The sequence below is a fragment of the Bacillus infantis genome, from assembly GCF_008180445.1.
Classification (GTDB): domain Bacteria; phylum Bacillota; class Bacilli; order Bacillales; family Cytobacillaceae; genus Bacillus_AB; species Bacillus_AB infantis_B.
Map to the genome: position 1 here is coordinate 610,590 of NZ_VTER01000003.1, position 24,523 is coordinate 635,112.

21 protein-coding genes and 1 riboswitch are annotated in these 24,523 nt (G+C 45.3%); of the genes, 11 read left to right on the plus strand and 10 right to left on the minus strand.

Features of this window, described 5'->3' with window-relative positions; genetic code table 11:
• Window positions 1–3 precede the first annotated feature (3 nt).
• Both FZD51_RS07560 and FZD51_RS07565 read left to right on the plus strand, forming a co-directional pair.
• Entirely contained in the window at window positions 4–1,431 is a 1,428-nt protein-coding gene (locus FZD51_RS07560) for an amidohydrolase family protein (RefSeq protein WP_148974189.1), read from the plus strand.
• A 325-nt stretch (window positions 1,432–1,756) separates the two neighbouring features.
• Window positions 1,757–2,011: a hypothetical protein gene (locus FZD51_RS07565; protein ID WP_148974190.1), complete on the plus strand. Its 255-nt coding sequence runs from the start codon at window positions 1,757–1,759 to the stop codon at window positions 2,009–2,011.
• 161 nt (window positions 2,012–2,172) lie between these two features.
• On the opposite strand, the gene FZD51_RS07570 is transcribed toward FZD51_RS07565, so the two are convergent.
• Complete coding sequence (locus FZD51_RS07570) at window positions 2,173–2,670, minus strand: PPC domain-containing DNA-binding protein (RefSeq protein ID WP_187445665.1); 498 nt, start codon at window positions 2,668–2,670, stop codon at window positions 2,173–2,175.
• A 234-nt stretch (window positions 2,671–2,904) separates the two neighbouring features.
• Window positions 2,905–3,019: riboswitch (SAM riboswitch) on the plus strand.
• A gap of 99 nt (window positions 3,020–3,118) precedes the next feature.
• Here FZD51_RS07570 and FZD51_RS07575 point away from each other — a divergent pair.
• From FZD51_RS07575 to FZD51_RS07600, 6 genes are read left to right on the plus strand one after another with little or no spacing between them, the layout of a single operon-like run.
• Window positions 3,119–3,946, plus strand: coding sequence for a MetQ/NlpA family ABC transporter substrate-binding protein (locus FZD51_RS07575; protein ID WP_148974192.1), 828 nt, complete (start codon window positions 3,119–3,121; stop codon window positions 3,944–3,946).
• 32 nt (window positions 3,947–3,978) lie between these two features.
• Window positions 3,979–4,992 (plus strand): methionine ABC transporter ATP-binding protein, encoded by a 1,014-nt coding sequence (locus tag FZD51_RS07580; protein WP_148974193.1) that lies wholly within the window; start codon window positions 3,979–3,981, stop codon window positions 4,990–4,992.
• A 3-nt stretch (window positions 4,993–4,995) separates the two neighbouring features.
• Window positions 4,996–5,667: a methionine ABC transporter permease gene (locus FZD51_RS07585; protein ID WP_262380782.1), complete on the plus strand. Its 672-nt coding sequence runs from the start codon at window positions 4,996–4,998 to the stop codon at window positions 5,665–5,667.
• Between the two features lie 14 nt (window positions 5,668–5,681).
• Window positions 5,682–6,491, plus strand: coding sequence for an enoyl-CoA hydratase/isomerase family protein (locus FZD51_RS07590; RefSeq protein WP_148974194.1), 810 nt, complete (start codon window positions 5,682–5,684; stop codon window positions 6,489–6,491).
• Complete coding sequence (locus FZD51_RS07595; protein WP_148974195.1) at window positions 6,472–7,623, plus strand: alpha-hydroxy-acid oxidizing protein; 1,152 nt, start codon at window positions 6,472–6,474, stop codon at window positions 7,621–7,623. Before FZD51_RS07590 ends, FZD51_RS07595 begins: the two co-directional genes overlap by 20 nt.
• A gap of 11 nt (window positions 7,624–7,634) precedes the next feature.
• Window positions 7,635–8,798, plus strand: a complete 1,164-nt coding sequence (locus tag FZD51_RS07600) for a CaiB/BaiF CoA transferase family protein (protein ID WP_148974196.1) — start codon at window positions 7,635–7,637, stop codon at window positions 8,796–8,798.
• Between the two features lie 131 nt (window positions 8,799–8,929).
• Here FZD51_RS07600 and FZD51_RS07605 read toward each other — a convergent pair whose 3' ends face one another.
• The 9 genes from FZD51_RS07605 to FZD51_RS07645 all read right to left on the minus strand — a co-directional run bounded on the left by FZD51_RS07605 (window position 8,930) and on the right by FZD51_RS07645 (window position 21,217).
• Entirely contained in the window at window positions 8,930–9,466 is a 537-nt protein-coding gene (locus tag FZD51_RS07605) for a hypothetical protein (RefSeq protein ID WP_148974197.1), read from the minus strand.
• Window positions 9,450–10,946 (minus strand): FAD-binding oxidoreductase, encoded by a 1,497-nt coding sequence (locus FZD51_RS07610; protein ID WP_148974198.1) that lies wholly within the window; start codon window positions 10,944–10,946, stop codon window positions 9,450–9,452. Before FZD51_RS07610 ends, FZD51_RS07605 begins: the two co-directional genes overlap by 17 nt.
• A 929-nt stretch (window positions 10,947–11,875) precedes the next feature.
• Window positions 11,876–12,727: an ROK family protein gene (locus FZD51_RS07615; RefSeq protein WP_148974199.1), complete on the minus strand. Its 852-nt coding sequence runs from the start codon at window positions 12,725–12,727 to the stop codon at window positions 11,876–11,878.
• Between the two features lie 13 nt (window positions 12,728–12,740).
• Window positions 12,741–13,454, minus strand: coding sequence for a GntR family transcriptional regulator (locus FZD51_RS07620; protein ID WP_148974200.1), 714 nt, complete (start codon window positions 13,452–13,454; stop codon window positions 12,741–12,743).
• A gap of 101 nt (window positions 13,455–13,555) precedes the next feature.
• Window positions 13,556–14,965 carry a glycoside hydrolase family 1 protein gene (locus tag FZD51_RS07625; protein ID WP_148974201.1) on the minus strand — a complete coding sequence of 470 codons (1,410 nt, stop codon included), beginning with the start codon at window positions 14,963–14,965 and terminating at the stop codon, window positions 13,556–13,558.
• 277 nt (window positions 14,966–15,242) lie between these two features.
• Window positions 15,243–17,183 (minus strand): PTS fructose transporter subunit IIABC, encoded by a 1,941-nt coding sequence (locus tag FZD51_RS07630; RefSeq protein WP_148974202.1) that lies wholly within the window; start codon window positions 17,181–17,183, stop codon window positions 15,243–15,245.
• Window positions 17,184–17,332: 149 nt separating this feature from the next.
• Window positions 17,333–19,255 carry a BglG family transcription antiterminator gene (locus FZD51_RS07635; RefSeq protein ID WP_262380783.1) on the minus strand — a complete coding sequence of 641 codons (1,923 nt, stop codon included), beginning with the start codon at window positions 19,253–19,255 and terminating at the stop codon, window positions 17,333–17,335.
• A 251-nt stretch (window positions 19,256–19,506) separates the two neighbouring features.
• Window positions 19,507–20,454, minus strand: coding sequence for a mannose-6-phosphate isomerase, class I (gene manA, locus FZD51_RS07640; protein ID WP_148974204.1), 948 nt, complete (start codon window positions 20,452–20,454; stop codon window positions 19,507–19,509).
• 268 nt (window positions 20,455–20,722) lie between these two features.
• Window positions 20,723–21,217, minus strand: a complete 495-nt coding sequence (locus FZD51_RS07645; RefSeq protein ID WP_262380784.1) for a hypothetical protein — start codon at window positions 21,215–21,217, stop codon at window positions 20,723–20,725.
• A 467-nt stretch (window positions 21,218–21,684) separates the two neighbouring features.
• Here FZD51_RS07645 and FZD51_RS07650 point away from each other — a divergent pair, with 467 nt between their 5' ends.
• The 3 genes from FZD51_RS07650 (at window position 21,685) to FZD51_RS07660 (ending at window position 24,397) form a co-directional block, all read left to right on the plus strand.
• The gene (locus FZD51_RS07650; protein ID WP_148974205.1) at window positions 21,685–21,999 is read left to right on the plus strand and encodes a helix-turn-helix domain-containing protein; all 315 of its coding nucleotides are present in this window, start codon (window positions 21,685–21,687) and stop codon (window positions 21,997–21,999) included.
• Window positions 22,000–22,070: 71 nt separating this feature from the next.
• Window positions 22,071–22,940: an IS3 family transposase gene (locus tag FZD51_RS07655; RefSeq protein ID WP_478209716.1), complete on the plus strand. Its 870-nt coding sequence runs from the start codon at window positions 22,071–22,073 to the stop codon at window positions 22,938–22,940.
• Between the two features lie 146 nt (window positions 22,941–23,086).
• Window positions 23,087–24,397 (plus strand): HRDC domain-containing protein, encoded by a 1,311-nt coding sequence (locus FZD51_RS07660; RefSeq protein ID WP_148974207.1) that lies wholly within the window; start codon window positions 23,087–23,089, stop codon window positions 24,395–24,397.
• Window positions 24,398–24,523: the final 126 nt, after the last annotated feature.

Consider the following 24,523-nt stretch of genomic DNA (forward strand, 5'->3'; position numbering starts at 1 on the left):
TGATTGAAAGTAGATATCATTATACAAAATGCACATATTTTAACGATGGAAGGACAAGGAGTAGGCTTCATAGAAAATGGCTCCATTGCGATAAAAGGAAACAGGATTCACGATATCGGGAGCTTTGATGAGATTAAGGCAAGTTATGAAGGCGAGCGGGTGATTGATGCAACAAACAAACTAGTCATGCCAGGCTTTATCGATGCCCATATCCATACCGGTATTGCCATCTTCCGGGGGGTTGCCCAGGATATGTCCAACTGGATGCAAAAAGGACTTTGGCCATTTATGAAGCACCTGACACCCGAAGAATCCGCCAAAGGGTCTATGGTCAATATTATAGAAGGCCTTAAATCCGGCACTACTACCTTCTGCGACTATGATGGAAGGATGGACCTTATAGTAGAAAACTATAAAAAGATTGGGGCACGTGCCAGGGTCGCCGAACTGGTGAATGAAATTCCCGATAATGTCGGCGACCTGCCGGTAGGTGAACTATATCCATTTGATCCTTCCATTGGAAACACGAAGCTAAAAAGAAATCTTGATCTCTTTAATACCCACCATGAAAGCGAAAATGGCAGAATTTCAGTCATTTTAGGTCCTCATGGGCCAGATATGATGAGCCTTGAACTCCTTAAAGAAATAAAAGGTCATGGGGAAAGATTAGACACTAAACTTCATATGCATGTAGCCCAGGGAGACAGAGAGATTGATCAAATGATCAAACGCTATGGAAAAAGGTCTATTGACTTTCTGGAGGAACAGGGGCTATTGAATGAGAGATTGATTGCTGTCCACCTGACAGAAGCAACTAATGAGGAAGCTGCCAGAGTGGCTGAAAGCGGGGCCGGCATGATTTATTGCTCCGGAAGTATCGGTATCATAGACGGCCTTGTCCCTCCTGTCTTTCACTTTATGGAATCAGGGGGAACAGCCTGCTTAGGTTCTGACCAGGCTCCAGGGAATAACTGCAATAATATGTTTAATGAAATGAAATTTTCCGCTATATTAAACAAAGTCAAAATGGCTGACCCGAAGGTGTTCAACGCCACCCGCGCCCTGCGGATGGCAACCATTGAAGCAGCAAAAGTCATGGGGATTGATCAGGAAATTGGGTCTTTAAAGAAAGGCAAAAAGGCTGATATGATTATTATCAATCTCCAGGATCCATCCTTCTTCCCTGTCCTTACAAAGCCGATCAGAAACATAGTTCCGAATTTAGTCTACTCGGCCAGGGGGCATGAAGTCGAAACTACCATTATAGATGGGCAGGTTATTATGGAAAACAGGAAACTGCTAACCATTGATGAAACTGCCGCCATCACAGAAGCCCAAAGAGCAGCTGAAAACATCTCTAGCCGTGCCGAAAAAGATATACTCAGTGCTGAAAGCGATATTTTAGATATGGTAAAAGAAGGACTGCTGTAATAAAGGATAGGCATGTCCCTGCTAATAAGAGAGGGACTGCCTAACTCCGCATCCAGAAGCTGCCCTACATTTAATCCAACGCTTAAAATAATGAATTGCAAGAAAAACATATAACATTTTCTAATGCCCTTTCTTCTGTATATTCCCCTTTACTTTAAAACCATCCTTTCGCAAACCGAACCCACTTTTTTCAACTAATCATCAAACAGACGCAAAGACAGGCACCTTGTCCCATAATAGGAAATACATTAAAATGGCCTAGAAATCTAAATACAAAGCTAGGAGCTGCCCTGTTGATAAAAAATTTGCTTTTTTTCTCTTTCAAATGATCTTATTCAATATACTTCTCACCATTAATTACTTTGTCGATCAATATGTAAGCAGCCCCTATGATTCTGGTGACCTGTTCGGCATTGGAGAAATGCTGCTGTTATTCATCCCGCTTGCCCTCATTGCTGAAAAGGTATATAAGCGCTTTACAGAGATCCCTTTTTTCCATAAGCTGCTGTTAAGTATTCCCGCCCTTGCTGCAGCTGTCTTGATAACCGGTTTGGCATTGGAGCAGATACAGACTGGGTGAATGTTTAAAAGTATCTAGTTAATTACAGTATCTGAAAGTGGTTAAAATAAAAGAACGCCTGATTATTATTGTAGAATAATCAGGCATTCTTATTTTAGTCGCTCTCTAGTTTGAAAAATAAAATACAAGTCCCTTCCACCACTTAGATGGCAATAGATAGGTCATTCAGTGTCTAATTCTTCTTTTCCAACCGGTGCAAATTGATATGCCCCGGTTTCTTCATCAAAATCTCTGTTCAAGCTCATACCTTCAATCTCCACAAGGATAAGGTCAACCGTTATAACAGGATTTTCCCCTTTGACAAGGTGCCCCCCGAAGACATTGCCCGTCTGCCCGCACATAGTACCGTGCAGATGGACCTCATAATCCCCGTCACGCTGGCAAACAATGCCTGTGCCGCCGAGGAATTCTATGGGTCCTTCTGCCTGGATCAATTCCCCGTAGCCAACCCCTATCTTAGAATCCGGCTTAGGGACCAGGTATAGGTAGCCTGACCGCTGAAAGCTGCCAAAGCAGTTTTGGACAGAAGCAAACTGCATATCATTTTTTTTGCACACCTCGATTATTCCTGTCATCAGATCAGTTCCCGGCAGAAGCCTTGCAGCCACTGTCTTGCCGGTTTTTCCGGACGCGGATTGAAATCTGGTACTTTCTATCATGAGCATACACTCCTTAAACTTTTCCTCCTAGTATAATATGGGAATTTGATTTTTTCATAGAGTTTCTTTAAAAGAATAAGAAAACGCTTTATAAAACAGGGTGATTTTCATTTAATTAAATAGGACGAAGCCCTCCACTTCCCCTGTCATTATTATCTGAAATTTTTTATTGACTTGAGGAGAAATTTACTGTAAATTTTAGCAATAAGATTCATTAACTTAATATTTTGATATCTCTTATCAAGAGTAGCGGAGGGACTGGCCCGATGAAGCTCGGCAACCGTCCATGTGTTTTTTTACATGGAAAGGTGCTAAATCCAGCAAAACGTTTTGTTTTGAAAGATAAGAGGGGACATACTTTTATTATAGAATTGTGCCTCTCTTCTTTCCGAAGGGAGGCTTTTTAATTCCCTGAGGACATTTTAAAAAATATATAGGGGGAAGAAACATGAAAAAGTTTGGATTAATCTTATCATTTGTTTTACTGCTCGGAATTTTATCAGCCTGCGGCAGCGAAGGCACTTCAGGGGGAGAAGAAAAAGGATTGAACAGCAAAAAGCTGGTCATCGGCGTGACGGCTGGCCCGCATGAGCAAATTGTTGAAAAAGCAAAAGAAGTGGCAGCAAAGGATGGACTTGAACTTGAGCTGAAGGTATTCACCGATTATGTTCTGCCAAATACTGCATTGGATGAAGGAGAGCTGGATGTGAACAGCTACCAGCATAAACCCTTCCTCGATGCATTCAATGAAGACCATGGCACTGATTTAGTGACAGTCGGAAAAACAATCCTAAATCCAATGGGCGTCTATTCTGATAAGTTCTCAAGCATTGAAGACCTTCCAAAGGGCGCCAAAGTCGGACTTCCCAATGATCCGACAAACGGGGCAAGAGCCTTGTACATCTTTGAGGAAGCTGGCTTGATCAAAATTAAAGAAGATAAAAAAGAAACAGCCTCCATCTATGATCTGGAGGAAAATCCGAAGGAAATTGAATTCGTAGAGCTGGATGCCGCACAGATTCCGAAGCAGCTCAGCGAACTTGATGCGGCTGCCATCAATACAAATTTTGCCCTTGAGGCAGGCTTGAGCCCGAAAGAAGATTCCATCCTTCTGGAATCATCCAATTCTCCATATGTAAACTATCTGGTTGTCAGGGCTGAGAATGAAAACGACCCTGTCCTCGAAAAGCTGAGAAAAGCCTATCAGTCTGAAGAAGTGAAGAAATTCATCGAAGAAGAGTTCGGCGGCTCGGTCCTTCCAAGCTGGGAAGAGTAACTGCGATTCGGCCGGAAAAGGAAGTGGATCAGATGATTATTCTGGAAAATATATCTAAGGTATTTGAAACAAAAAAAGGCACAGTGGCTGCTGTCAAAAATGCCTCCCTTCATGTGAAAAAGGGGGAAATCCATGGTGTGATCGGCTACAGCGGAGCAGGGAAAAGTACCCTGATCCGCTGTGTCAACCTGCTAGAAGCACCTACCGAGGGAAAGGTGCTCATTAACGGGGAAGAGCTGACAGCTGCAGGCAAACAGCATCTAAGTGACAAAAGGAAAAAAATCGGGATGATCTTTCAAGGCTTCAATCTTTTAAAAACGGCGACTGTCTATGACAATATCGCCATTCCTCTGAAGCTGACTGGAGTAGGAAAGGCGGAGATGCATACCCGTGTTGAAAAATACTTGAAAATTGTAGGTCTTGAAGACAAAACGAATGCCTACCCTGGACAGCTTTCGGGAGGCCAGAAGCAGCGGGTGGCCATTGCCAGGGCTTTGGCACAGGAGCCCGAAATCCTGCTCAGTGATGAAGCGACCAGTGCCCTGGACCCGGAAACGACCGATTCCATCCTTGATCTCCTCCTTAACATCAACAGGGAGCTCGGAATCACGATCCTTTTGATCACACATGAAATGAACGTCATTCAGAAAATCTGCGATTATGTATATGTGATGGAAAGCGGCAGCATCATCGAGCATGGTTCTGCCATCTCTTTGTTCACCAAGCCGGAGAAGGAAACAACGAAGAAGTTCTTAAATACGATTTCCCAGCGCAAGCTGGCTCCTTCTCTCATCAAACAATTAAAGGTTTCCGGCTCTGTCCTGCGCCTGACATTTGCAGGCGAGTCGACGGGACAGCCGCTCCTTGCCGAAGTGACTCACAGGTTCAACATCAAGCCGAATATCCTGACAGCAAATATCATCGAGCTGAAGAATGGCATTGTCGGGAATATTGCCGTCCACATGATTGGGAAACAGGAAGATATCAACGCAGCACTTGCCTTTTTACAAGAAGAGGGAGTCGCAATCGAGGAATTGGAGGGATAACCATTGGAGAGATGGAATACATTCTGGGAACAGTGGACACCGATTATTGGAAAAGCCATTATAGAGACCTTTCAAATGGTCAGCGTATCACTCCTTTTTTCCGTATTGATCGGAATCCCGCTGGGCATTTTGCTCGTTTTAACACGGCAGGGGCAATCTTTTGAAAACAAATGGGTGTATCATGGGCTGAATCTAATCATCAATATTATCCGCTCAGTACCCTTCATCATCCTGCTATTCTTCATACTCCCGTTTACAAAGCTGATTGTGGGAACAACAATCGGGGTGCAGGGTGTAATTGTGCCGCTTGTGATTTATACAGCTCCTTATATTGCAAGATTAATGGAAACCTCGCTTCTTGAGGTGGACAGCGGAGTACTTGAAGCTTATAAAGCCATGGGCATCAAAAACCGGCAGATCATCTGGAATGTTATGCTTCGGGAAGCCAGACCCAGCATGATTCTCGGACTGACCATTGCGACTGTCGGACTCATCGGGGCCACAGCGATGGCAGGCCTTGTCGGCGCTGGCGGCCTTGGTGATCTGGCCTACCGTTTCGGCCACCTCCGTTATGAAGTTGATGTCATGTATGCCACTGTCCTTATTCTAATAATCCTTGTTCAAAGCATCCAAAGCATCGGCAACCGTCTGGCTGCCCGATTAAAAAGAGATTAAAGGCGGAATCTGTTATGAATGATTTATATATAGAAAAAGCGGGCCCAATAGCTTCCCTGGTCATTAACCGACCGGAAAAAAAGAACGCCTTCACCCTTCAAATGTTTAAGCAGCTCTCTTCCCTGCTGGATGATCTGGAGCAGGATGAGGCAGCAAGAGTGCTGATTGTCCGCGGAGTGGATGATACCTGCTTTGCAGCTGGTGCTGATATCAGCGAGTTCCTTGAAAATCGTTTATCTGCAGAAAAAGCGAAACTCTATAATGACACTGCCCTTGAAGCAGTCGAGAGGCTGTACAGATTTTCAAAGCCGACCATCGCCGTCATCCGCGGCCTCGCCATCGGCGGCGGACTTGAGTTAGCACTGGCCTGTGATTTCCGGTTTGCGTCTAAAGACAGCAGGCTTGGCATCACTGCAGCCAAGCTCGGAATTGTCTATAACCTTGCCAGCACAAAAAGGCTGGCGGATGCTGTCGGCATCTCGAGAGCAAAGGAGCTGCTTTATACCGGGAAACTGGTGAACGCTGCCGAGGCAAAGGAAATCGGGCTTATCAATGATTGGGCAGATGGAGCCTCTGCACTAGAAAGTGCACTGGAGCTTGCAGGACAAATAGCCGGACGTTCTGCTGTCTCTGTAAACGGCATCAAGAAGGTCATACATGCGATTGCAGACGGAGCTGTTGAAGAAGACGAAACAATTGCCCGCCTGATCCTGGATTCCTTCAGTTCAGAGGATTACCAGGAAGGCATTCAGGCATTCCTCGAAAAAAGAAAACCTGATTTCTCCCCAAAGGAGGCTTCCTTAGATGAGTACAGCCGAAAGTAAAGACCTGCTTCTCCAGAATATCAGCTCACCTGACTTTTTTCCGCTCTCATTCACAGAGCTGGAAGAAGCAGCCGCGAAAAAAATGTCTGCCGGGGGGTTTGGCTATGTCCGGTCGGGTGCTGGCGGAGAGGAAACCTTACGAAGGAATACCGAGGCTTTTTCCAACTTTTCGATTGTCCCGCGGATGCTGAATGATGTGTCACAAACGGATACAAGCATCGAATTATTCGGCCATACCTATCCCCACCCGCTTTTGATTGCGCCTGTCGGCATGCTCAAGCTTGCCCATGAAGAGGCCGACCTTGCAGTGGCAAAGGCGGGAGCGTCCTTTGGCATTCCCTTTATCCAAAGTACTGTATCAAGCTTCCCGATCGAGGAGGTAGCTGCAGCTGTCCCGCACAGCCCCAAATGGTTTCAGCTATATTGGTCCAATAATGAAGAGATTTCCTATAGCATGGCAGCCAGGGCTGAAAAAGCCGGATACCAGGCAATAGTTTTAACTGTTGACACAGTTATGCTGGGGTGGCGCGAAGAAGATATCCGCAATAAATTTTCCCCCTTAAAACTTGGTTTCGGCAAGGCCAATTATGAGAGCGACCCCGTCTTCATGGATACTCTTCCAGCGGGTGAAGATGAAGCAGTGATTCAAGGGATTCTGAATAATATCCACCATCCCTGCTTGAATTGGAAGCATGTGGCCGAACTGAAAAAGAGAACCAGCCTGCCAATTCTCCTCAAGGGCCTTCTTCATAAAGATGATGCAAGGCTTGCCTATGAACACGGTGTTGACGGAATCATCGTATCCAATCATGGAGGAAGGCAGCTGGATGGGGTCATCGCGGCTATCGATGCCCTCCCTCATATCGTAAAGGAAGCCGGCGGGCGCATACCGGTATTATTTGATTCCGGGATCCGCCGCGGCATTGATGCAGTCAAAGCGATGGCACTTGGAGCAGATGCAGTCCTGATCGGGAGACCAATAGTCTACGCACTTGCGGCCGGCGGCCAGGCAGGAGTCGAAAGAACACTTGCGAATTTTATTGAAGAGACAAAGGTGTCCATCTCCCTTTCTGGCGCTTCCCGGGCAATAGACCTCCAAAAAGTAACAGTGATCAGAAATCAGCAGGAATAAAGGAGTATTTCATGAAACAGGCATTAGACGGCTTAAAAGTAGTTGATGTATCCCAAGTGCTGGCGGGCCCTTACTGTACGATGGTTCTCGGCGACATGGGCGCAGATGTGATAAAGATCGAAAAGTTTCCGGCTGGAGACGACACCCGGAAAATGGGACCTTATATTAATGAAGAAAGCTATATGTATATGATGGTCAACCGCAATAAACGGGGCATGCTCCTTAATCTCAAAACGGAGGAAGGACTTGCCGTCTTTTACCGGCTGATTGAGGATTCCGATGTGTTTGTGGAAAATTACCGCCCTGGCGTGGCCAAGAAACTAGGCATCGACTATGATACCTTGAAACAAAAAAATCCGGCATTGATTTATTGCTCTATCTCCGGCTATGGACAGACTGGCCCTTACAGCCAAAAAGGCGGGTTCGATATCATGGCCCAGGGATTATCCGGCATGATGGACATGACAGGAGAAAGAGATGGAAAGCCGGTTAAATCAGGAATTGCCATCCATGATATTGCAGCTGCGCAAACCGCAATCCAATCCATACTGGCTGCTTATATCCACAGGCTGAAAAGCGGCGAAGGACAATATATTGATGTGTCCCTCGTTGATGCTGGACTGGCCTGGACGGTCTGGGAAGCAGCCGCCTACTTTGGGAAAGGCGAAGTTCCCCGCCGCAACGGCACAGCTCATCGTGTATCAGCACCTTACCAGGGATTTAAAACAAAGGATGGCTTCATTTTAATCGGAGCCGCCAACCAGAAACTATGGGAAACATTCTGTCTCCAGGTTGCAGGACAGCCGGGGTGGCTGGAGGATCCGCGCTATCTGACCAACACCCTGCGGAATGAACATGTCTCACAGCTGGAGCAGGACATTGAAAGTATTTTAGCTGAAGAGACATCTGAATATTGGCTTCAGCTGCTCGAAAAGCACAAAATCCCATGCGGTCCCATCCATTCGTATGATCAAGCTCTTAATGATCCCCATATCCTTGAAAGACAGATGGTTCTTACTTATGATCATCCGGCTGCCGGAACAACAAAAACCCTCGGATTTCCTGCCAAATTTTCCGAAACCCCTGGGAGGATAACAAGGCCGGCCCCAAGGCTCGGGGAGCATAATGAAGAGATATTCCGGGAGCTGGGTCTCGCTGTATCGGAAAAGTCATAGAATTAGGAATACAGTCATACGTCCGGCCATCTTGGCTGGACGTTTTCATTTTTTATTATATTGAAGAGTATAGAACCCTCCCGCTGCCGCCCGTGCTCTATTTTGCCAGCCACCAGCAATCCCATCGTTCTTCACCTCATAGACCCTTTATCCAACCGGGATACCAGACCTCTCCCTGCACCCCACAATGCACAAAGCATCAGCACGCCTCCAAACCCAGAAATCACAATCCCAGGCGATAATATTTTCACAAAAGAAATCCCAATCATGCTGATGCCGACAATCAGATAGTGATGAATAGCATGCAGCCGGAAGGTTTTCTGCTCAATATGCCAGGCATGGTGATAGCCTTGAAGGAATCCAAGTATGGTCTGAAGCAGGAGTGCTATGTATGGCAAAGAATCCGCAGGCTTGCTGATGGTGCCTGCAAGGATATAGACAGCCCCCATCCCTATGTAGATGAACGGGTGATGGGAGCGGTATTTATTGCCTTTGGTCTGATAAAGCCGGTAGCCGAAGGCAGCGGAGAAGGAGAATATGGCGAACAGCCAGCCAAACAGGGTAAATAACAGGGCAGCCTGCTTTAGCCATACAATATAATAAGGGAAAACAACAACCTGCCCGACCGACACCAACAGGGGGATGGCCTGTTCACTCTTGATTTTCATGTGCTGCTCCTTCTTTCAGGTAATAATCATAGAATAGATTCTGAAAAACTTCATTCGGGTCGCGCTTCAGCTTTTCCGCGCGGAACTGCTCCCACTCTGGGTACGCATCTCTGAATTGCTCCTTTGTTTGATAATGACAGTATGGAAGATAATAGGTTCCGCCGTGTTCAAGTGTAAGACTGGTCCACTTTTGGATGATTGCTTCTGCATCTGCTATCTGTTCTTCGCTGAGACCGTGCTGAATCAAAACGACCAGGCCCAGCATATCTTCCTTGGCATAATTCAAGCTTGTTATATCGTCTTTTGCTGCATACCGGACCGTAATATTATGGATTTTAAAATCTTCACCCTGATCCGATGCTGGCAGCAGATTTTTCAAATCCTCCATATACTCCCCGTATTGATTGACAGGCACGAAAAATTCCTGCAGAACCTCTACCCGCCCCGGCTTTGTAAATTCCATGAACGCAGAGTTGCCGCGCATCACATTATTCCTGGTGATGTTTTTTCCATTCAGAGACCTTGCCATAAGCTTTTGATTGCTCCAGAACAGGTCCTCCCACATCCCGCCTTGGCGGCCGATATCCATGGCAAGCTTGCCCAGCCGTGCTCCTTTCTCCTCCTTAAGGGGAACAGCTCTGTCCTGCCTTCCTGTGTGGTTATAGTCCACCACATACATTTCATCGAGGAAGGTACCCGGGGCGACGCTTACCCTTGCATAATGCATAGCTGTGTTATCATGGTTAAGCAGATTGGTAAAATAGGATTCATATTCATCCGTTTTCAGCTCTTCTGTATGGATGGTGTATACCTCATCCTCAGTCAGTTCCAGCGTGACATCAAGGATCACCCCAAATAATCCGTATCCGCCAAACATATACTTCATCCATTCCTCCGAGTCATCCTTCGTTACTGTCTTAATATCACCATCCGGTGTCAGCACAGTCATTTCCCTTACAGTCCCTGCCATCGGACCAAAGCGGATATCCCTGCCATGGGCGTTCACCGACAAAGACCCTCCAATCGTAAAAATCGATTGTGACTGCGTAACCTTCAAGGCTAATCCATCATCCTTCACCGCTTCCTGGACATCCTCCCATGAAGCACCGCTCTCCACCTTAACAGTCTTAGCTTCTTTATTGATTTCAAGGATTTTATTAAATGACCGCATATCCATAACCACACCATCCCTGTAATAGGTATGGCCTCCCTGTGAATGCTGCAGTCCGGCAATCGAAATATGCCGGCCGTTTTTATTGGCTTCTTTTACAATCCGCTGCAGTTCATGGCGGTCATCTGCTTCGACCACCCGCTCAATCCGTTCTGGCAGAAGGCCTGTGTAATCTGTTGCAAGGGCACTTTGGGTAAGGCCATATTTGCGTGTTTCGATTGGGATGCTGAACAGAATCCAGAGAAGGAATAGGCATACGATACTTCCCAGAAACCAGGGACTTTTTATTAAACCGTTTATACTCTTCATTTTGTCACCTGTTTTATTAGTATTCGAATAGCAGGATGGTTACCCTTATACTATGCGGATAAACGTTATTAGCAAAACTAAGCACAAAGCTGATCCATTAAGAACAATTCCAGCTACTCTTACCCAGCTCTTTCCCCCAAAGAACGCAAACAGTACACCAAGCAGAGGAAAAACAAACCACAAATAGACTGTAAATTCCCCCAATGAACCAAAAACTCCATTCATTGCCATAAATATGATTGAAGGATACAAAATACAAAGAAGTAAAAATAAATACGAAAGTAAGACAAACATTCTCTTCATGCTGTTTCTCCTTAAAATGATTGAATTTAAATATGACTAAGCACCTTAAAACCCTGACTGCCAGGCAATGATAATAAATGTAGTACACAATAATGTAGCAATCAGAAGCAGTACATTTACTATCAGCAACACTATGTAAATTACATTAGATGGAAACTCTTTAAAACTGAAGCGTATTAACATCATGGAGACAAAGGTGAACAAATAGGATATGATGGCACCAGCCCAATACCACCCCATCGTTAGTGACCCATCTTCTCCCCAATATGCCATCGTTTGAATGTTCAAGCTGAAAGCAAAACCTATACCTGCTGTAATCAATGACACTGCGATGGACTTGAGTTTACTCATTGCTTCACTCTCTAAAATACATTAAATGTGTAATATTACACTAATATTACCATAACCCACCAAGATGGAAAACAATTATTTATAAGCCAGGGGGTCAGACCCCTTGGCCCATTTTCAGTGAAACATTTATCTGTGAAACAAGATTTTTCGGGTGGTACCTGTCACAACTTCAACTAAAAAAACCTGCCTTGCTCATTATGCAAGGCAGGTTCTTCCTTCTAACATCCACAATTCGTGAAACAGTTTGTGAAACAAGATTTTTCGGGAGGTGCCTGTCACCTTTCAGCTGCAAGCAACAAAGCCCCCGTTATTCCAGCCCGGTCCCCAAGCCCCGGCTTTACGATATATTCCTCCAATTCCGGCAGTGCAACATAGTCTTTCATCAGCTCTGACAGGTATTTGTAGATGGAGTCAAATACTTGCGGCTGCTTCATGACGCCGCCGCCCAGGATGATTTTCTTTGGTGAGAGGACAAGGATGTATTGCATGAGCGCCTGGGCAAGATAGTATCCTTCAAGGTCCCAGACCTCTTTCCGGTCTGCCAGATCTTTTCCTTTGGCTCCCCAGCGTTCTTCGATGGCCGGTCCGGCTGCAAGGCCTTCGAGGCAGTCGCCATGATAAGGACATTTCCCCTGGTAAGAGTCTTCTGGATGCCGGCGGAGAAGGATATGCCCCATTTCCGGATGGGAATGGCCCTGAAGCAATTGCCCGTTTACCACGGCACCTGCCCCGATGCCTGTCCCCACTGTGATATAAAGGCAGCTGTCCAGCCCTTTAGCGGCACCCTGCCTCGCTTCGCCCAAAGCAGCAGCGTTAACATCTGTGTTGAAGCCAACCGGAACACTGAACGCTTGTGAAATGGTTTCGACGAACGGGTAGTTTGTCCATGCCGTTTTCGGTGTGGATGTGATATAGCCGTACGTCGGGCTATCATGGTTTATATCTATCGGGCCAAAGGATCCGATGCCAATGGCTTCAATATCATATTGCCTAAAAAATGAAATGGCGGCTGCCATGGTTTCTTCGGGTACAGTTGTCGGTATTTGGATAGAATCAGCAATCCTCCCGGTTTTATCTCCGACTGCACAGACAAATTTCGTACCGCCGGCTTCAATCGCTCCTAGCATATTCATTCCCCCATTACCTTTTAAAGTTGGCTGATGTGACTTCGAATTTATCATAGCGGTGCCTTGCAAATGAGTATTCGAAAGGAACCCCATTGTCCAGGAAGGCGACCTGTTCAACCTCGAGGATGGGATCATCATCCTTGCATACCAGGTGTAGATGATCCAGTTTACCTGACTTGCTTGCCCTGATTTTTCGATGCGAACCGGCAATCGTCAGCCCCAATTTTATTCTAATATGTTCATAGATGGAGCCCTGGAGGACATCATCATCAATTCCCCTGATCAGTGCAGCTGGCATATAAGTTTTTTCCAAAACATATGGTTCATCCGCAACAAGCCGCAAGCGGATGATATGATAAACCGGGGTTTTCTTGTCAATGGCCAGATGGGCAGCTACTTCATCATCAGGAAATTGGACTTCGAATTTGATGACCTTGCTCGTCACTTCTTTTCCTTGCAAAAGTCCCGTCAGGCCGATTGATTCATTGCTCACCACATTGACCCGGCTATTCTGAATGGCCGATTTTACAATGAATGTTCCATGTCCCCTTTTCCGGTACAGCAGCCCTTCAAGCACCAGGATATCCAGCGCCCGCTTCATCGTCATACGGCTGCAGCCGAATTCCTTTGCGAGTGTAATTTCGTCTGGAATCGGTTCATCTGGCGAATAAGAGACATTAATGATCCTCTGCCTGATTTCAGATGATATTGTTTCGTACTTGGTCATAACGGATCCACCCTGTTAAATAGATTCTCACTTTCATTATAAATGGATTCTGGTAAGTTATCTAAAAAAGATGGTCATAGCGACCATCTTTTTATGCAAAATCAGAAACCGTTTTTTTCAGACACAGCCTTAAACCACTTGCCGCTCTGCTTAATTGTCCGCTCCCCATCTTTATCTAGATTAACGGACACAAAACCGTAGCGGTTTTTATAGGCATTGGACCATGACCAGTTATCCATGAACGTCCATAGATGATAGCCCCTTACATTGGATCCTTCCTGAATCGCTTTATGCACCCATTCTAGATGCCCTTTAATAAAATCTATCCTGTAATCATCCTGGATGATGCCATTTTCGTTCCGGAATTTTTCTTCTCCTTCAACGCCCATCCCGTTTTCGGAAATGAAGCATTCAATGTTTCCATAGTTTTCCTTCAGGTTGATAAGGATATCATAGACACCTTTTTCGTAGATTTCCCAGCCGCGGTGAGGGTTCATTTTGCGGCCTGGCATGACATAATTATCAAAGAAACGTTCTGGCATAAATGGCGCTTCCGGATTTGGCAGATTTTCTTTTGCTTTTACGCGGCGCGGCTGATAGTAGTTCACGCCCAGGATATCAACAGTATTATTCTTGATAAGTTCCAGATCGCCTTCTTCCACAGTTGGAAGGAATCCTTCTTCCCTCAGCAACTGAACGAGCTCCTCTGGAAATTCACCCTTAACGGAAGGATCAAGGAAAGAGCGGTTAAAGAATGCATCAGCGAGAACAGATGCTTTCAAATCAGCCGGATTCTGGCTACGCGGATATGATGGTGTCAGGTTCAGGATGATCCCGATTTTCCCATCCTGGTTTCTTTTTTTATAAGCTTTTATTGCCTTCGCGCTTGATAAAATGGTATGGTATGCCACTTGGACGGCTTTCCCGAAATTAACCTCGTTAGGATAATGAAAATCATAGAGATAGCCGCCTTCAACAGGAACAATCGGTTCATTGTGGGTAAACCATTTTTTCACACGGTCCCCGAACAGCCCGAAGCAGATTTTTGCATATTCCTCATAAGCATCGACCACTTCACGATTTGCCCAGCCGCCGATCTTCTGCAGCTCCATCGGCATATCAAAGTGGAACAGATTCACAAAAGGCTCTATATCATTATCAATCAATTCATTGATGACATGATTGTAAAATTCAACAGCCTTCTCGTTCACTTCGCCTTTTCCTTCTGGAATCAGTCTTGACCATGAGATCGACAGGCGGAAAGAATTGTGGCCGATTTCCTTCATCAGCCTGATATCTTCTTTATATTTATAATAGAATTGGGAAGTTTTCTCTGGCCCTACACCATTAAAGAACCGGTTTGGCTCTATTTCATACCAGTGGTCCCAGATGTTTTTCCCTTTGCCATCAACATCAGCCGCACCCTCCGTCTGGGTCGCGGAAGCAGAAGAGCCCCACCAGAATCCTTCCGGAAATGAATATTGAATTTCATTCTCGCTATGATTAGACATATGATTCTCTCCTTTTGTGTTTGTAAAAGATACAAGGGCAGAAGCCCCGGCCCAGCAAAGGATGTTTTGCTTTTTCCGTCACTCTGCCCTATGGTTATTAACTCAAATGGAAATCCCTGAAGTGATCTTTTTATGATGTCAGACTCTCTATTTTTTACAGTCAGCTTTCTAACTAATTTACATAATTTTATTAAAACAATATTTATTTGTCTAGACATTTAATTCAAAAGTATAAATATTTAAAAAAGACCGTCCTTGAACCGGACGGTCTAATCTCTTATTGAATTTCCTCAAGCAGCTGATACGCCTGCTCTTTAGACTCAGCTTTTAGCAGCTGTTCGCGGAATTCATCATCCATCAGTTTGCGCGACAGCATCTGCAGGATTTTCAGATGGGCATCGCCGGCTGCCTGTTCGGGCACGGCAATCATGAAGATCAGCTTGGCATCTGTCCCGTCAAGGCTGGACCAGTCCACACCATTTCTCTTGATGCCAAAAGCAACAGCGGGGCGTTTGACTGCATTTGATTTTCCGTGCGGAATGGCAATATTCATCCCCAATCCAGTAGAACTCTGTGCCTCACGGTTAAGGATTGCTTGCTTGTACGCTTCTTTCGAGCTTAGTACACCTGCTGCATCGAAGCGTTCAATCAGTTCATCAATGACATCATCACGCGCTTCACCTTCTAGGCTGATGTCAATCAGTTCAACGCTAGTAATGTCAGTCAGTTTCCGGATTTCTGCATTTTCCTGCTTTTCTTCTGCAGCTTGTACAGATTCTTCAGGAACTGCGCTGCCTTCTGCGCCGGCAAGAGCTGGGACAGGGGCACCTTCAACATTCTTCTTCAGTGCAGTAACCATCAGGGCAGTCACGACAGCACCAGCAATAGCAGCAACAAAGAACATCAGGACATTGTCGACGGCTCCAAGGACAGCTACAATCGGTCCGCCGTGCGCTACGCGGTCTCCAACCTGGGAGATCATGGCGATAACCGACCCAACCATGGAACCAGTGACAATGCTGGGAATAACTCGCAGCGGATCCTGCGCTGCAAATGGAATCGCACCCTCTGTGATTCCAAAAAGACCCATCGTAAAGGAAGCTTTTCCTGCTTCCCTTTCAGTTTGCGTAAATTTCCGCTTGTTAATAAAAGTTGCCAGGCCAAGGCCGATTGGCGGGATACAGATGGCCACCGCAATCGGGCCCATGATTTCATAGTTTCCTTCCGCAATCATGGCAGAGCCGAACAGGAAGGCCACTTTGTTGAAGGGACCGCCCATGTCGACCGCAATCATAGCGCCAAGGATAAGCGCCAATACAATCGAGCTTCCTCCCTGCATGCTGCTGAGGAGATCGGTCAAGCTTTCGAATACTTGTGCAACTGGAGCACCGATAACATAGATGAACAATAAACCAACAATGACAGACGAGAGAATCGGGATAAAAATGATGGGCATAACAGGCTGTACGGCTTTAGGCACCTTGAGCTTCTTAATAGCCAGAGCCACATATCCTGCCAGGAACCCGGCAATGATTCCGCCGATGAATCCTGCTCCTGCTTCACTTCCATAAAAGCTTCCGTTCGCAGCAATATAACCGCCGATCATACCCGGCACCAGCCCCGGACGGTCGGCAATGCTGACAGCAATGAACCCGGCAAGAATAGGAACCATGAACATAAAGGCTGTTGCACCAAGGCTTTCAACCTGCTTCCAGATGGAATCCTCCGGAATGACGATTCCTCCAGGTGTCTGTTCCCCGCCAAGTGTGAGCGCAAGGGCAATCAGAAGCCCTCCGACAACGATGAATGGCACCATATAAGAAACACCGCTCATCAGATGCTTATAAATAGGGTTTTCCTTCTGTTTCTTGGCAGCGCCTTCATTTTTGGCCAGTTCCGGCTTATAAATTGGGGCGTCTCCATTCTGAATCCTTTTGATCAGCTCCTCCGGCTTGCGGATACCATCCTGAACGCCGGTGACAATCACTCTTTTTCCAGCAAAACGGTCTTTAGGAACCTCCTTGTCTGCTGCAATGATGATGCCGTCTGCTTCGGCAATATCCTGTTCAGTTAAAGCGTTTTCTACACCGATAGAACCTTGCGTCTCTACTTTCATTTCAACGCCGAGCACATCGCCTGCCTTTTGCAGGTTCTCGGCAGCCATATACGTATGGGCAATGCCGACCGGGCAAGCTGTGACAGCCAATATCTTCGCCATATCTAAAACCTCCTGGTTAAAAAAATCTGTTGTAATCGCTTACCATTATAATAAACCCTCCCTCCTGTCTATATTTTTCGGATTTTTACCGGAGACTCCGGTAAAAAGGAATTATTAAAAAAAGCAGCGGGCTTTCGCTCCGCTGCTTTTTATTGTTGTTTAAGCATTTTTAAAAATTCTGCCGCATTTCCGGCTGACACCAGTTCATGGACAGCAGCAGGCGACTCGCTCAATGAAGCGATCTTCCCGATGATCCTCCGGATGTCACGCTGATTTTCTTTTGCAACGGCAAGCAGAAATACGAGTGAAACCTTTTCGGAGCCCCACTCGAGCGGCTTATCCAGTATTGCCGCTGCAATCGCCGTCCTGCTGATCATGGATGGATCTCCATGCGGGATGCTGATACCCCCGCCAATGGCAGTGGCCGAGTTCCTTTCACGGTTCACCGTGCTGTGAATGAACTCTTTTGCAGCATAGCCTTTTTGATAGAGGGCCATTGCCAGCATTTCAACAACCTCATACCGATGCTCTTTTTTTACATGGAGAAAAATCAGATCCTCTTCCATAAGATCAGCAAAAGACTCTTCCCGGCTTCCGGTCTTGCCGGTATGAAGATTGTCCACAAATTGGCTCAGCCTCTCCTTATCCTCCTGCCCAAATAGGGGAGAAATCTGGATATAGCCAGTTCCTGCTTTTTCAAGGGGGACGGTTGAAATGATAAAATCAGGCTTATGTGCTTCCAGCGCTTCTGCCACTTCAGCCTTGCCGATGCAAGCGGCAATCTCAATGGCAGCATACTGCTGCTCAATCTTTGCTTCAAGCAGGTGCGACATACCGATGCCCATATGGCAGACAATGATGGCCCGCTTCTTTTCAATATTTCTTTTTCCTTCAAGCCTTTCAATCGAAGCCTGAAAATGAAGGACGATATAGGCTGCTTCATCCTCAGGGATGCTAATATGGAATCGTTCCTTGATATCGTCGAGCGCCAGGATGACCATGCTGAACATATAAGGATACATTCTTTTAATATTTGCGAGAAGCGGGTTGGTGATTGGAAAACCGTAATGGATACGGCTGATGACCGAGTGCATATGAACAGCAAGGCCGTTAGCAAGGATATGGTCATTTCCAAACGGAAACAGTGTCAGCTTTTCCATTCTTTCGATGAGCAGCTGAACAACATGCTCTGCCTTCTCATCCTGGATCAGCACAGATTCAGCCTCTTCTGAACGTTTGGCGCTGATAAAATGCCAGGTATAATACACAATTTCTGCTTCCGGGAAGGCTAACTGGAAAGAATCCGCAAGCCTGGTAAAAAAAGCAGCAGCATATTCATATTCTTTTCGCGAAGCTATTTTTTCCATTTCGGCCGGCTCAACGAAAACCGGTGCCCTCTGCCTGGTTCTTTTGATCATAATAAGCGCATGGACGACAAGGCTGTCGAGTGCCTCATCCGTAAACCTGATGGACTCATGTGTCTGTATCTCTTTAAGCGCTTTGCGGACCATGTCAATTTCATACGGCTGGAAAAGGTCCAAAACTGGATTCCTGCCTATACCGCCTGAAGGAATCAGCCCGGACAGATGAGCCAGGGCATTCCGCTTATTGAGCTCCGTTCCTTCAATAAGATGTCCAAGCCGCTGCCTGGAAACAAGCAACAGATCAAACCGCTCGAGCCACTGGGCAATGATCTCTAAATCCTTTTTGATTGAAGCGTTGGGGACAAAATACCGTTCTGCCCAAAACTTTAAAGTGATGGCTTTCCCGCTGGTCAACAGCTGAAAAGCCATCTCAAACAATCGCTCTTCCATTGTTTTTGAGTCTTCCGAGAAAAGGCTCTGCAGTATTTCCGAACGTGCGGCCTCATCAATCTCAATCGAGATGCCAACCCCCGGCTTGCGGATAAGGCTTGTTCCTTCATATTGACCGAGGTAATCCTCGATCCGGTCCAAATCATTCCTGACCGTCTTCTCCACACAGCCAAGCTGCCCGGACAAATCCTTTATCTGCAGAGCACCTTCCTCATGAAGAAGCAATATCCTCAGAAGCTCCTTTTGTCTATTTGTCATGCTGCCACCTGCCATCTATTGAATAATTAAAAGTGTAGCCCTACTGGGCCGGGGAATCAAGGCTTTATGGTTGTGGGGGATGTCTTAGTTTTTGAGCGAAAAAAAAACTCTATAAGATTGGGCTGGGTGTTAGACACGATTTGGGCCATGGGACCTGTCCCCCTGGCTCTTCCTGGCGAAAAAAAAGCCCCTATTAGGATAGGGGCTTAGGGGCTGGGCGTAGTTTGCGCCAAGGGACCTGTCCCTCTGGCTCATACATGGGACACAATAAGTTCGGCCTGGCCTTCGACTTCGTATTCTCCGAAATCGGAAGGGAGAATGAAATGGTCTCCTCTGGTAAAAGCATATTCTTTTCCATCTGCCTTCAGGACGCCGCTGCCGTTCAGCACACTGCCCAAAAGGAATGGTTTGTCCTGTGCAAAGCTCGCCTTGCCATTGAGGTTCCATTTGTAGACCGTGAAGTACTCTGCTTCAACGAACTTCGTGACCTCGGCACCTCCCTGCTTTTTCACAGACGGCTCAACACGTGTGGACTGATGCGGGATAGCAGTGACCGCAATTGACTTATCAATATGCAGCTCACGTGTATTTCCTTCAGCATCCTTCCGGTCATAGTCGTACACACGGTAGGTTGTGTCAGAGCTTTGCTGTGTCTCAAGAATCAGCGTGCCTTTGCAAAGCGCATGGATCGTTCCGCTCGGTACATAGAAAAAGTCGCCCGGCTTTACAGACACGCGGCGCAAAAGCTCATTCCACTCACCCTTTTCCACACGCTCAACAAACTCTTCCTTCGTCTGGGCCGTATGGCCGAAAATCAGCTCCGCATCCTTATCACAATCAATGATATACCAGCATTCCGTCTTGCCCAATTCGCCATTTTCATGCTCTTTCGCGTAAGAATCATCCGGATGGACCTGAACAGACAGATCAGCGTTGGCATCAAGAATCTTTGTCAGCAGCGGGAACACCGGAGAAGAATAGCTCCCGAACAGCTCCCGGCTGCTCTCCCAAAGCTCTCCAATGGTCTTACCGGCAAACTCCCCATCCTTCACTGTGCTCTGTCCGTTCGGATGGCCGGAAATTGCCCAGCATTCTCCTGTATGGTCAGAAGGAATGGAGTAATCAAAAACATCCCTCAATGCCGTCCCGCCCCATATGCGCTCCTGAAAAACAGGCTCTAAAAATAAAGGTTCCTTCATGATGTAAAGCCTCCTATGTAAATGGTAGTAGATTCCTGTTCGATTGTAACTTGAAATGGGGATGTTCACAAGCGGGGGAAAAAGGACCACGGTTTCCCATTAGCCCTATATATTGAATAAGGGTAAATACATCTTCTTCATTTTTCCCCGTTCTTCACTCCAACTAGTAAACCTTCATCTCAGCGTAAGAAAAAGGGACAGCAGCCCGCAGCCCCTTAGTGAAACAACTGTGTGAAACAAGAATTTTCGGGAGGTGCCTGTCACCTTTCTATGTACTAAGCTCCTCAAAAGTATCCCACTTCACTACTTCCTCATACTCCTCACCATCAATCGTGTAAATAACCTTCGCCGCCCTGCTTTCATCCTCCTTCACCTCACCAAGCAGAATTTTTGCAACAACCCTGCTCTCTCCCTGGACTTTAAATCCAGTAATATCTTTGATTTTCCCGATATTGCGGTCTGCCGAATATAACCCCATTTCTTTCAAAGGATCGGCACCGTAAAATTCATAGGCAATCCCATCTTCATCAACAGTTACAGGCGCACCATCTTCTTTAACTAATTCAATAGAAGCAATGATTGCCGGCTCATCCCCTGTCCATTCAATTGGCAGAACCATATAGTAGCTTTCACCAGATTCCATTGAATCAGCATACAGATTACCGAACATAAATTCACCATCATCTTTGGTTTCCGGCTCGCTGCAGGCAGTCAGGAACAAGGCCAGAAGTATAATTGCTATTACCCTTAGAGTTTTCATCATCAGCCTCCTCTTCGTGATCCCGCTGCCAGAACACTTCTCTAGGCAAAAATAGATTCCTGTTAAAAGTTCATAGTGTGCCGGTCATTTACTGAACAGAAGACCGCATGGCAGAAGGAATAAAGCCTTATTAATCAAACGTTTGATTAATATATTTATAGCCTGTTTGCATCCTAGAAAAACATAAAAGGTCGAAGTCTAGAAGCGTGGTTTGAGCCTTCTCCCTAATGAATGAAACGCTAATTCTATGTACAATTTTTACCATATTGGTATAAAATCAAGTAAGAACATTTAAATTGAGAGTTTGTATCGGCAATATCATTATTGGGTGAAGTCTCTTATACTTCACCTCTTCGTGGAACAAATTGTGAAACAAGATTATTCGGGTGGTGCCTGTGCTCGACCCCCTTATAATGGACAAATAGACCATCATAATTCGGTGATATACTAACATATAAGGGGGAATTAAAATGAACAAGCCTACTCGTAAAAGACACCTTGATCCCGATATAAAAATTAGGGCATCCCAAGAATACCTAAATGGAGTGAAAAGTTCATCTCAATTGGGGCATGAGCTAAATGTTGACCCGGATACCATCTTAAATTGGGCTAAAAAGTATAAACTTCACGGCGCTGCCTGCTTCAATAAATCGACCAAAAATCAATCTAGTCAAACTGCAGAATTACAAAAAGAAATTGATCATTTAAAGTCCACGTTAAAAGCAAAAGATTTGGAGATTGAGATTCTAAAAAAGTTCCAGGCCTCTCTCAAAAAGAACGTATAAACAAGAAATACGAGGGTATTTCTGCTTTGAGGGAGGAGTATCCCGTGACCCTCTTATGCCAAATTCTCAATGTGTCGAAAAGCGGGTATTATGCCTATTTAAAACGGCCAAAACCTGCTCNATGCCAAATTCTCAATGTGTCGAAAAGCGGGTATTATGCCTATTTAAAACGGCCAAAACCTGCTCTTTCATCTGACGATAAAAGGCTTATTACAAAAATCAAAAGAGCATATACCCTGCACAATGGTACCTACGGTGCCAAAAGAATCGCCAAATACCTGAGTAAGAGCGGCACTCGAGTGAACCACAAAAAAGTGGCTCGTTTGATGCGGGAGATTAACCTCCAAGCTGTTGTTCGCCAGCCGAAAACAACCTATAGTCAAAAGGCTCAATCCGCTGGATATATATACGAAAATAAGTTGCAAAGAGACTTTCATGCCATATTGCCCAACACTAAATGGGTCACTGACGTGACGGAGGTTTTGGTAGACAGCCGTAAACTTTATATATCAGCCGTTATGGATCTATTTAACCGTGAAATAGTAGCACTTCAGGTAAGTTCAAGCCCGAATGCAGAGCTTATTAAACAAACACTATTGGAAGCAAAAAAGAACCGCAAGCTCCCTTCGTTGAAGGGAGTAACGATTCATAGTGATCAGGGCAACGTATACCGTTCGTTCGCCTATAACCAGTGGAGCAGGGAATATGGTTTTACCCCTAGTATGTCCAGGAAAGCAAATTGTTGGGATAACGCCGTAATAGAGAGCTTTTTCTCCACACTCAAAGTCGAAATGCCCTGCTTCTTCCCTTTAATCTCTTTAGAAACAATAGAAAGCTATTTACTCAAGTACATAAAATACTTCAACGAAAAGCGCATACAAAAGAAATTGAGCTATCAATCCCCTATAGAATATTTATCATTATTTGACCAAGCTGTTTAAAAAATAGGATGTTGTAGCTTTATTTTCTATACACTTTTTTAGGAAATTAGCTAATTTCTCTGCTCTTCATTATAGAAATAACCGATTTTTATTAGTGTCCATTTTTAAGGGGCTTGACCACTGTCACCTAGAAAGTAGGGTAAGTAATGTCTTTTCTTAAAAACGTCTTTAATGTCTTAACAGACAAGCGGGATATAAAAGAACCTGAAATTTATAAGCATTTCAATGAAAAATCAGCCACTATCTCACATCTGACCGAGCTGGCAGAAAGCAAAGATCCAAACATCGACCTGAAAAAAGTGGAAAACCACTTAAAGTTATTCACCATCGGCCAAACAGGAGAAAAAAACGTCCTGTTTGAACTCCAGCACTCTATGCTGCCGCTGGTCATCCTGCATGATGTATATCTGGAGTATGGTGATTATGCTGCTCAATTGGATTTCATTGTTATTACACATAAGTTCATAATGGTTTTAGAAGTGAAGAAGATGTTTGGCAATATACATATTACTGATAAAGGGGAATTCCAAAGAGTAATTACGAAGAACAACAGGATCATTAACAAAGAAGGGATGTACAGCCCGATCAACCAAGTCGAGCGGCATATGGGAATCCTGGAAAAACTCCTGAAAGATGACGGCGCCATAAAAAATTGTCCCGTTACCTATGCTGTTACTTTTGCAAATCCCAAAACTATTTTGGATATCGCTAAGAATGCGCCGGCAAATATACAATCAAAGGTCATCCGCCATGACCAAATCAAAACTTCCATTCAAAATGAGCTGGAGAAAAAATCGCCTGTATTCATGACAGATCAACTCGTCTATGGGATCGCGGATACTATTCTGAAATACAGTAAAGAAAAGCAATTCAACAAAGAAGATTATTTGCTGCAAACATCTCTAGAGACTCAAAAGGAAATATCAAACGCTGCCTCTGTCCCAGCTGTAAATCAAAATGATAAGGATAGCATCTTAAAAAAATCTCTAACTGAATATCGTCTTAACCGTTCAAGAGAATTGAATATAAAGCCTTACCATATTTTCACTAATAAAATGCTGGATGAGCTCTTGGAGAAAAAGCCTATGACCATTGAGCAATTGTTAGAGATTGAAGGGGTTAGCCAGAAAAAAGCGGAGGACTACGGAAAGGATCTATTGGCGATCATTAGCGGACAATCGCCAGAATCACGCTTTCCGAAGAAGCAGCACACCAAACATATCCGGAATAACCCACCAAATGAAAAAGAAATCCGCTCTGCTTTAACCGCATTTAGAACGAGCCATTCAAAAAAGCTCAATGTAAAACCGTATTATATCTTTACTAACAATACACTAGAGGCAATTTTAATTAAGAGACCTGGTACTATGAGTGACCTTTTAAGCATAGAAGGCATAGGGCCAAAGAAAGCCGGGGAGTTTGGGCAGGAACTGCTGGATATAATAAAGGGAAATTAACAGGAGGGGAGCTGCTCCCCTCCTATTTATTTAGTTAAAATCTGCTTCTCCCAACGTGAAACAAATTGTGAAACAAGATTTTTCGGGAGGTACCTGTCACCATGTTTAACTATCTCAAAGTGTGGT

Coding starts and splice junctions, on each gene's coding strand:
- FZD51_RS07565 (WP_148974190.1), top strand. CDS start 1,757: ATGATCTTATTCAATATACTTCTCACCATTAATTACTTTGTCGATCAA.
- FZD51_RS07570 (WP_187445665.1), bottom strand. CDS start 2,670: ATGATAGAAAGTACCAGATTTCAATCCGCGTCCGGAAAAACCGGCAAG.
- FZD51_RS07575 (WP_148974192.1), top strand. CDS start 3,119: ATGAAAAAGTTTGGATTAATCTTATCATTTGTTTTACTGCTCGGAATT.
- FZD51_RS07580 (WP_148974193.1), top strand. CDS start 3,979: ATGATTATTCTGGAAAATATATCTAAGGTATTTGAAACAAAAAAAGGC.
- FZD51_RS07590 (WP_148974194.1), top strand. CDS start 5,682: ATGAATGATTTATATATAGAAAAAGCGGGCCCAATAGCTTCCCTGGTC.
- FZD51_RS07595 (WP_148974195.1), top strand. CDS start 6,472: ATGAGTACAGCCGAAAGTAAAGACCTGCTTCTCCAGAATATCAGCTCA.
- FZD51_RS07600 (WP_148974196.1), top strand. CDS start 7,635: ATGAAACAGGCATTAGACGGCTTAAAAGTAGTTGATGTATCCCAAGTG.
- FZD51_RS07605 (WP_148974197.1), bottom strand. CDS start 9,466: ATGAAAATCAAGAGTGAACAGGCCATCCCCCTGTTGGTGTCGGTCGGG.
- FZD51_RS07610 (WP_148974198.1), bottom strand. CDS start 10,946: ATGAAGAGTATAAACGGTTTAATAAAAAGTCCCTGGTTTCTGGGAAGT.
- FZD51_RS07615 (WP_148974199.1), bottom strand. CDS start 12,727: ATGCTAGGAGCGATTGAAGCCGGCGGTACGAAATTTGTCTGTGCAGTC.
- FZD51_RS07620 (WP_148974200.1), bottom strand. CDS start 13,454: ATGACCAAGTACGAAACAATATCATCTGAAATCAGGCAGAGGATCATT.
- FZD51_RS07625 (WP_148974201.1), bottom strand. CDS start 14,965: ATGTCTAATCATAGCGAGAATGAAATTCAATATTCATTTCCGGAAGGA.
- FZD51_RS07630 (WP_148974202.1), bottom strand. CDS start 17,183: ATGGCGAAGATATTGGCTGTCACAGCTTGCCCGGTCGGCATTGCCCAT.
- FZD51_RS07635 (WP_262380783.1), bottom strand. CDS start 19,255: ATGACAAATAGACAAAAGGAGCTTCTGAGGATATTGCTTCTTCATGAG.
- manA (WP_148974204.1), bottom strand. CDS start 20,454: ATGAAGGAACCTTTATTTTTAGAGCCTGTTTTTCAGGAGCGCATATGG.
- FZD51_RS07645 (WP_262380784.1), bottom strand. CDS start 21,217: ATGATGAAAACTCTAAGGGTAATAGCAATTATACTTCTGGCCTTGTTC.
- FZD51_RS07650 (WP_148974205.1), top strand. CDS start 21,685: ATGAACAAGCCTACTCGTAAAAGACACCTTGATCCCGATATAAAAATT.
- FZD51_RS07660 (WP_148974207.1), top strand. CDS start 23,087: ATGTCTTTTCTTAAAAACGTCTTTAATGTCTTAACAGACAAGCGGGAT.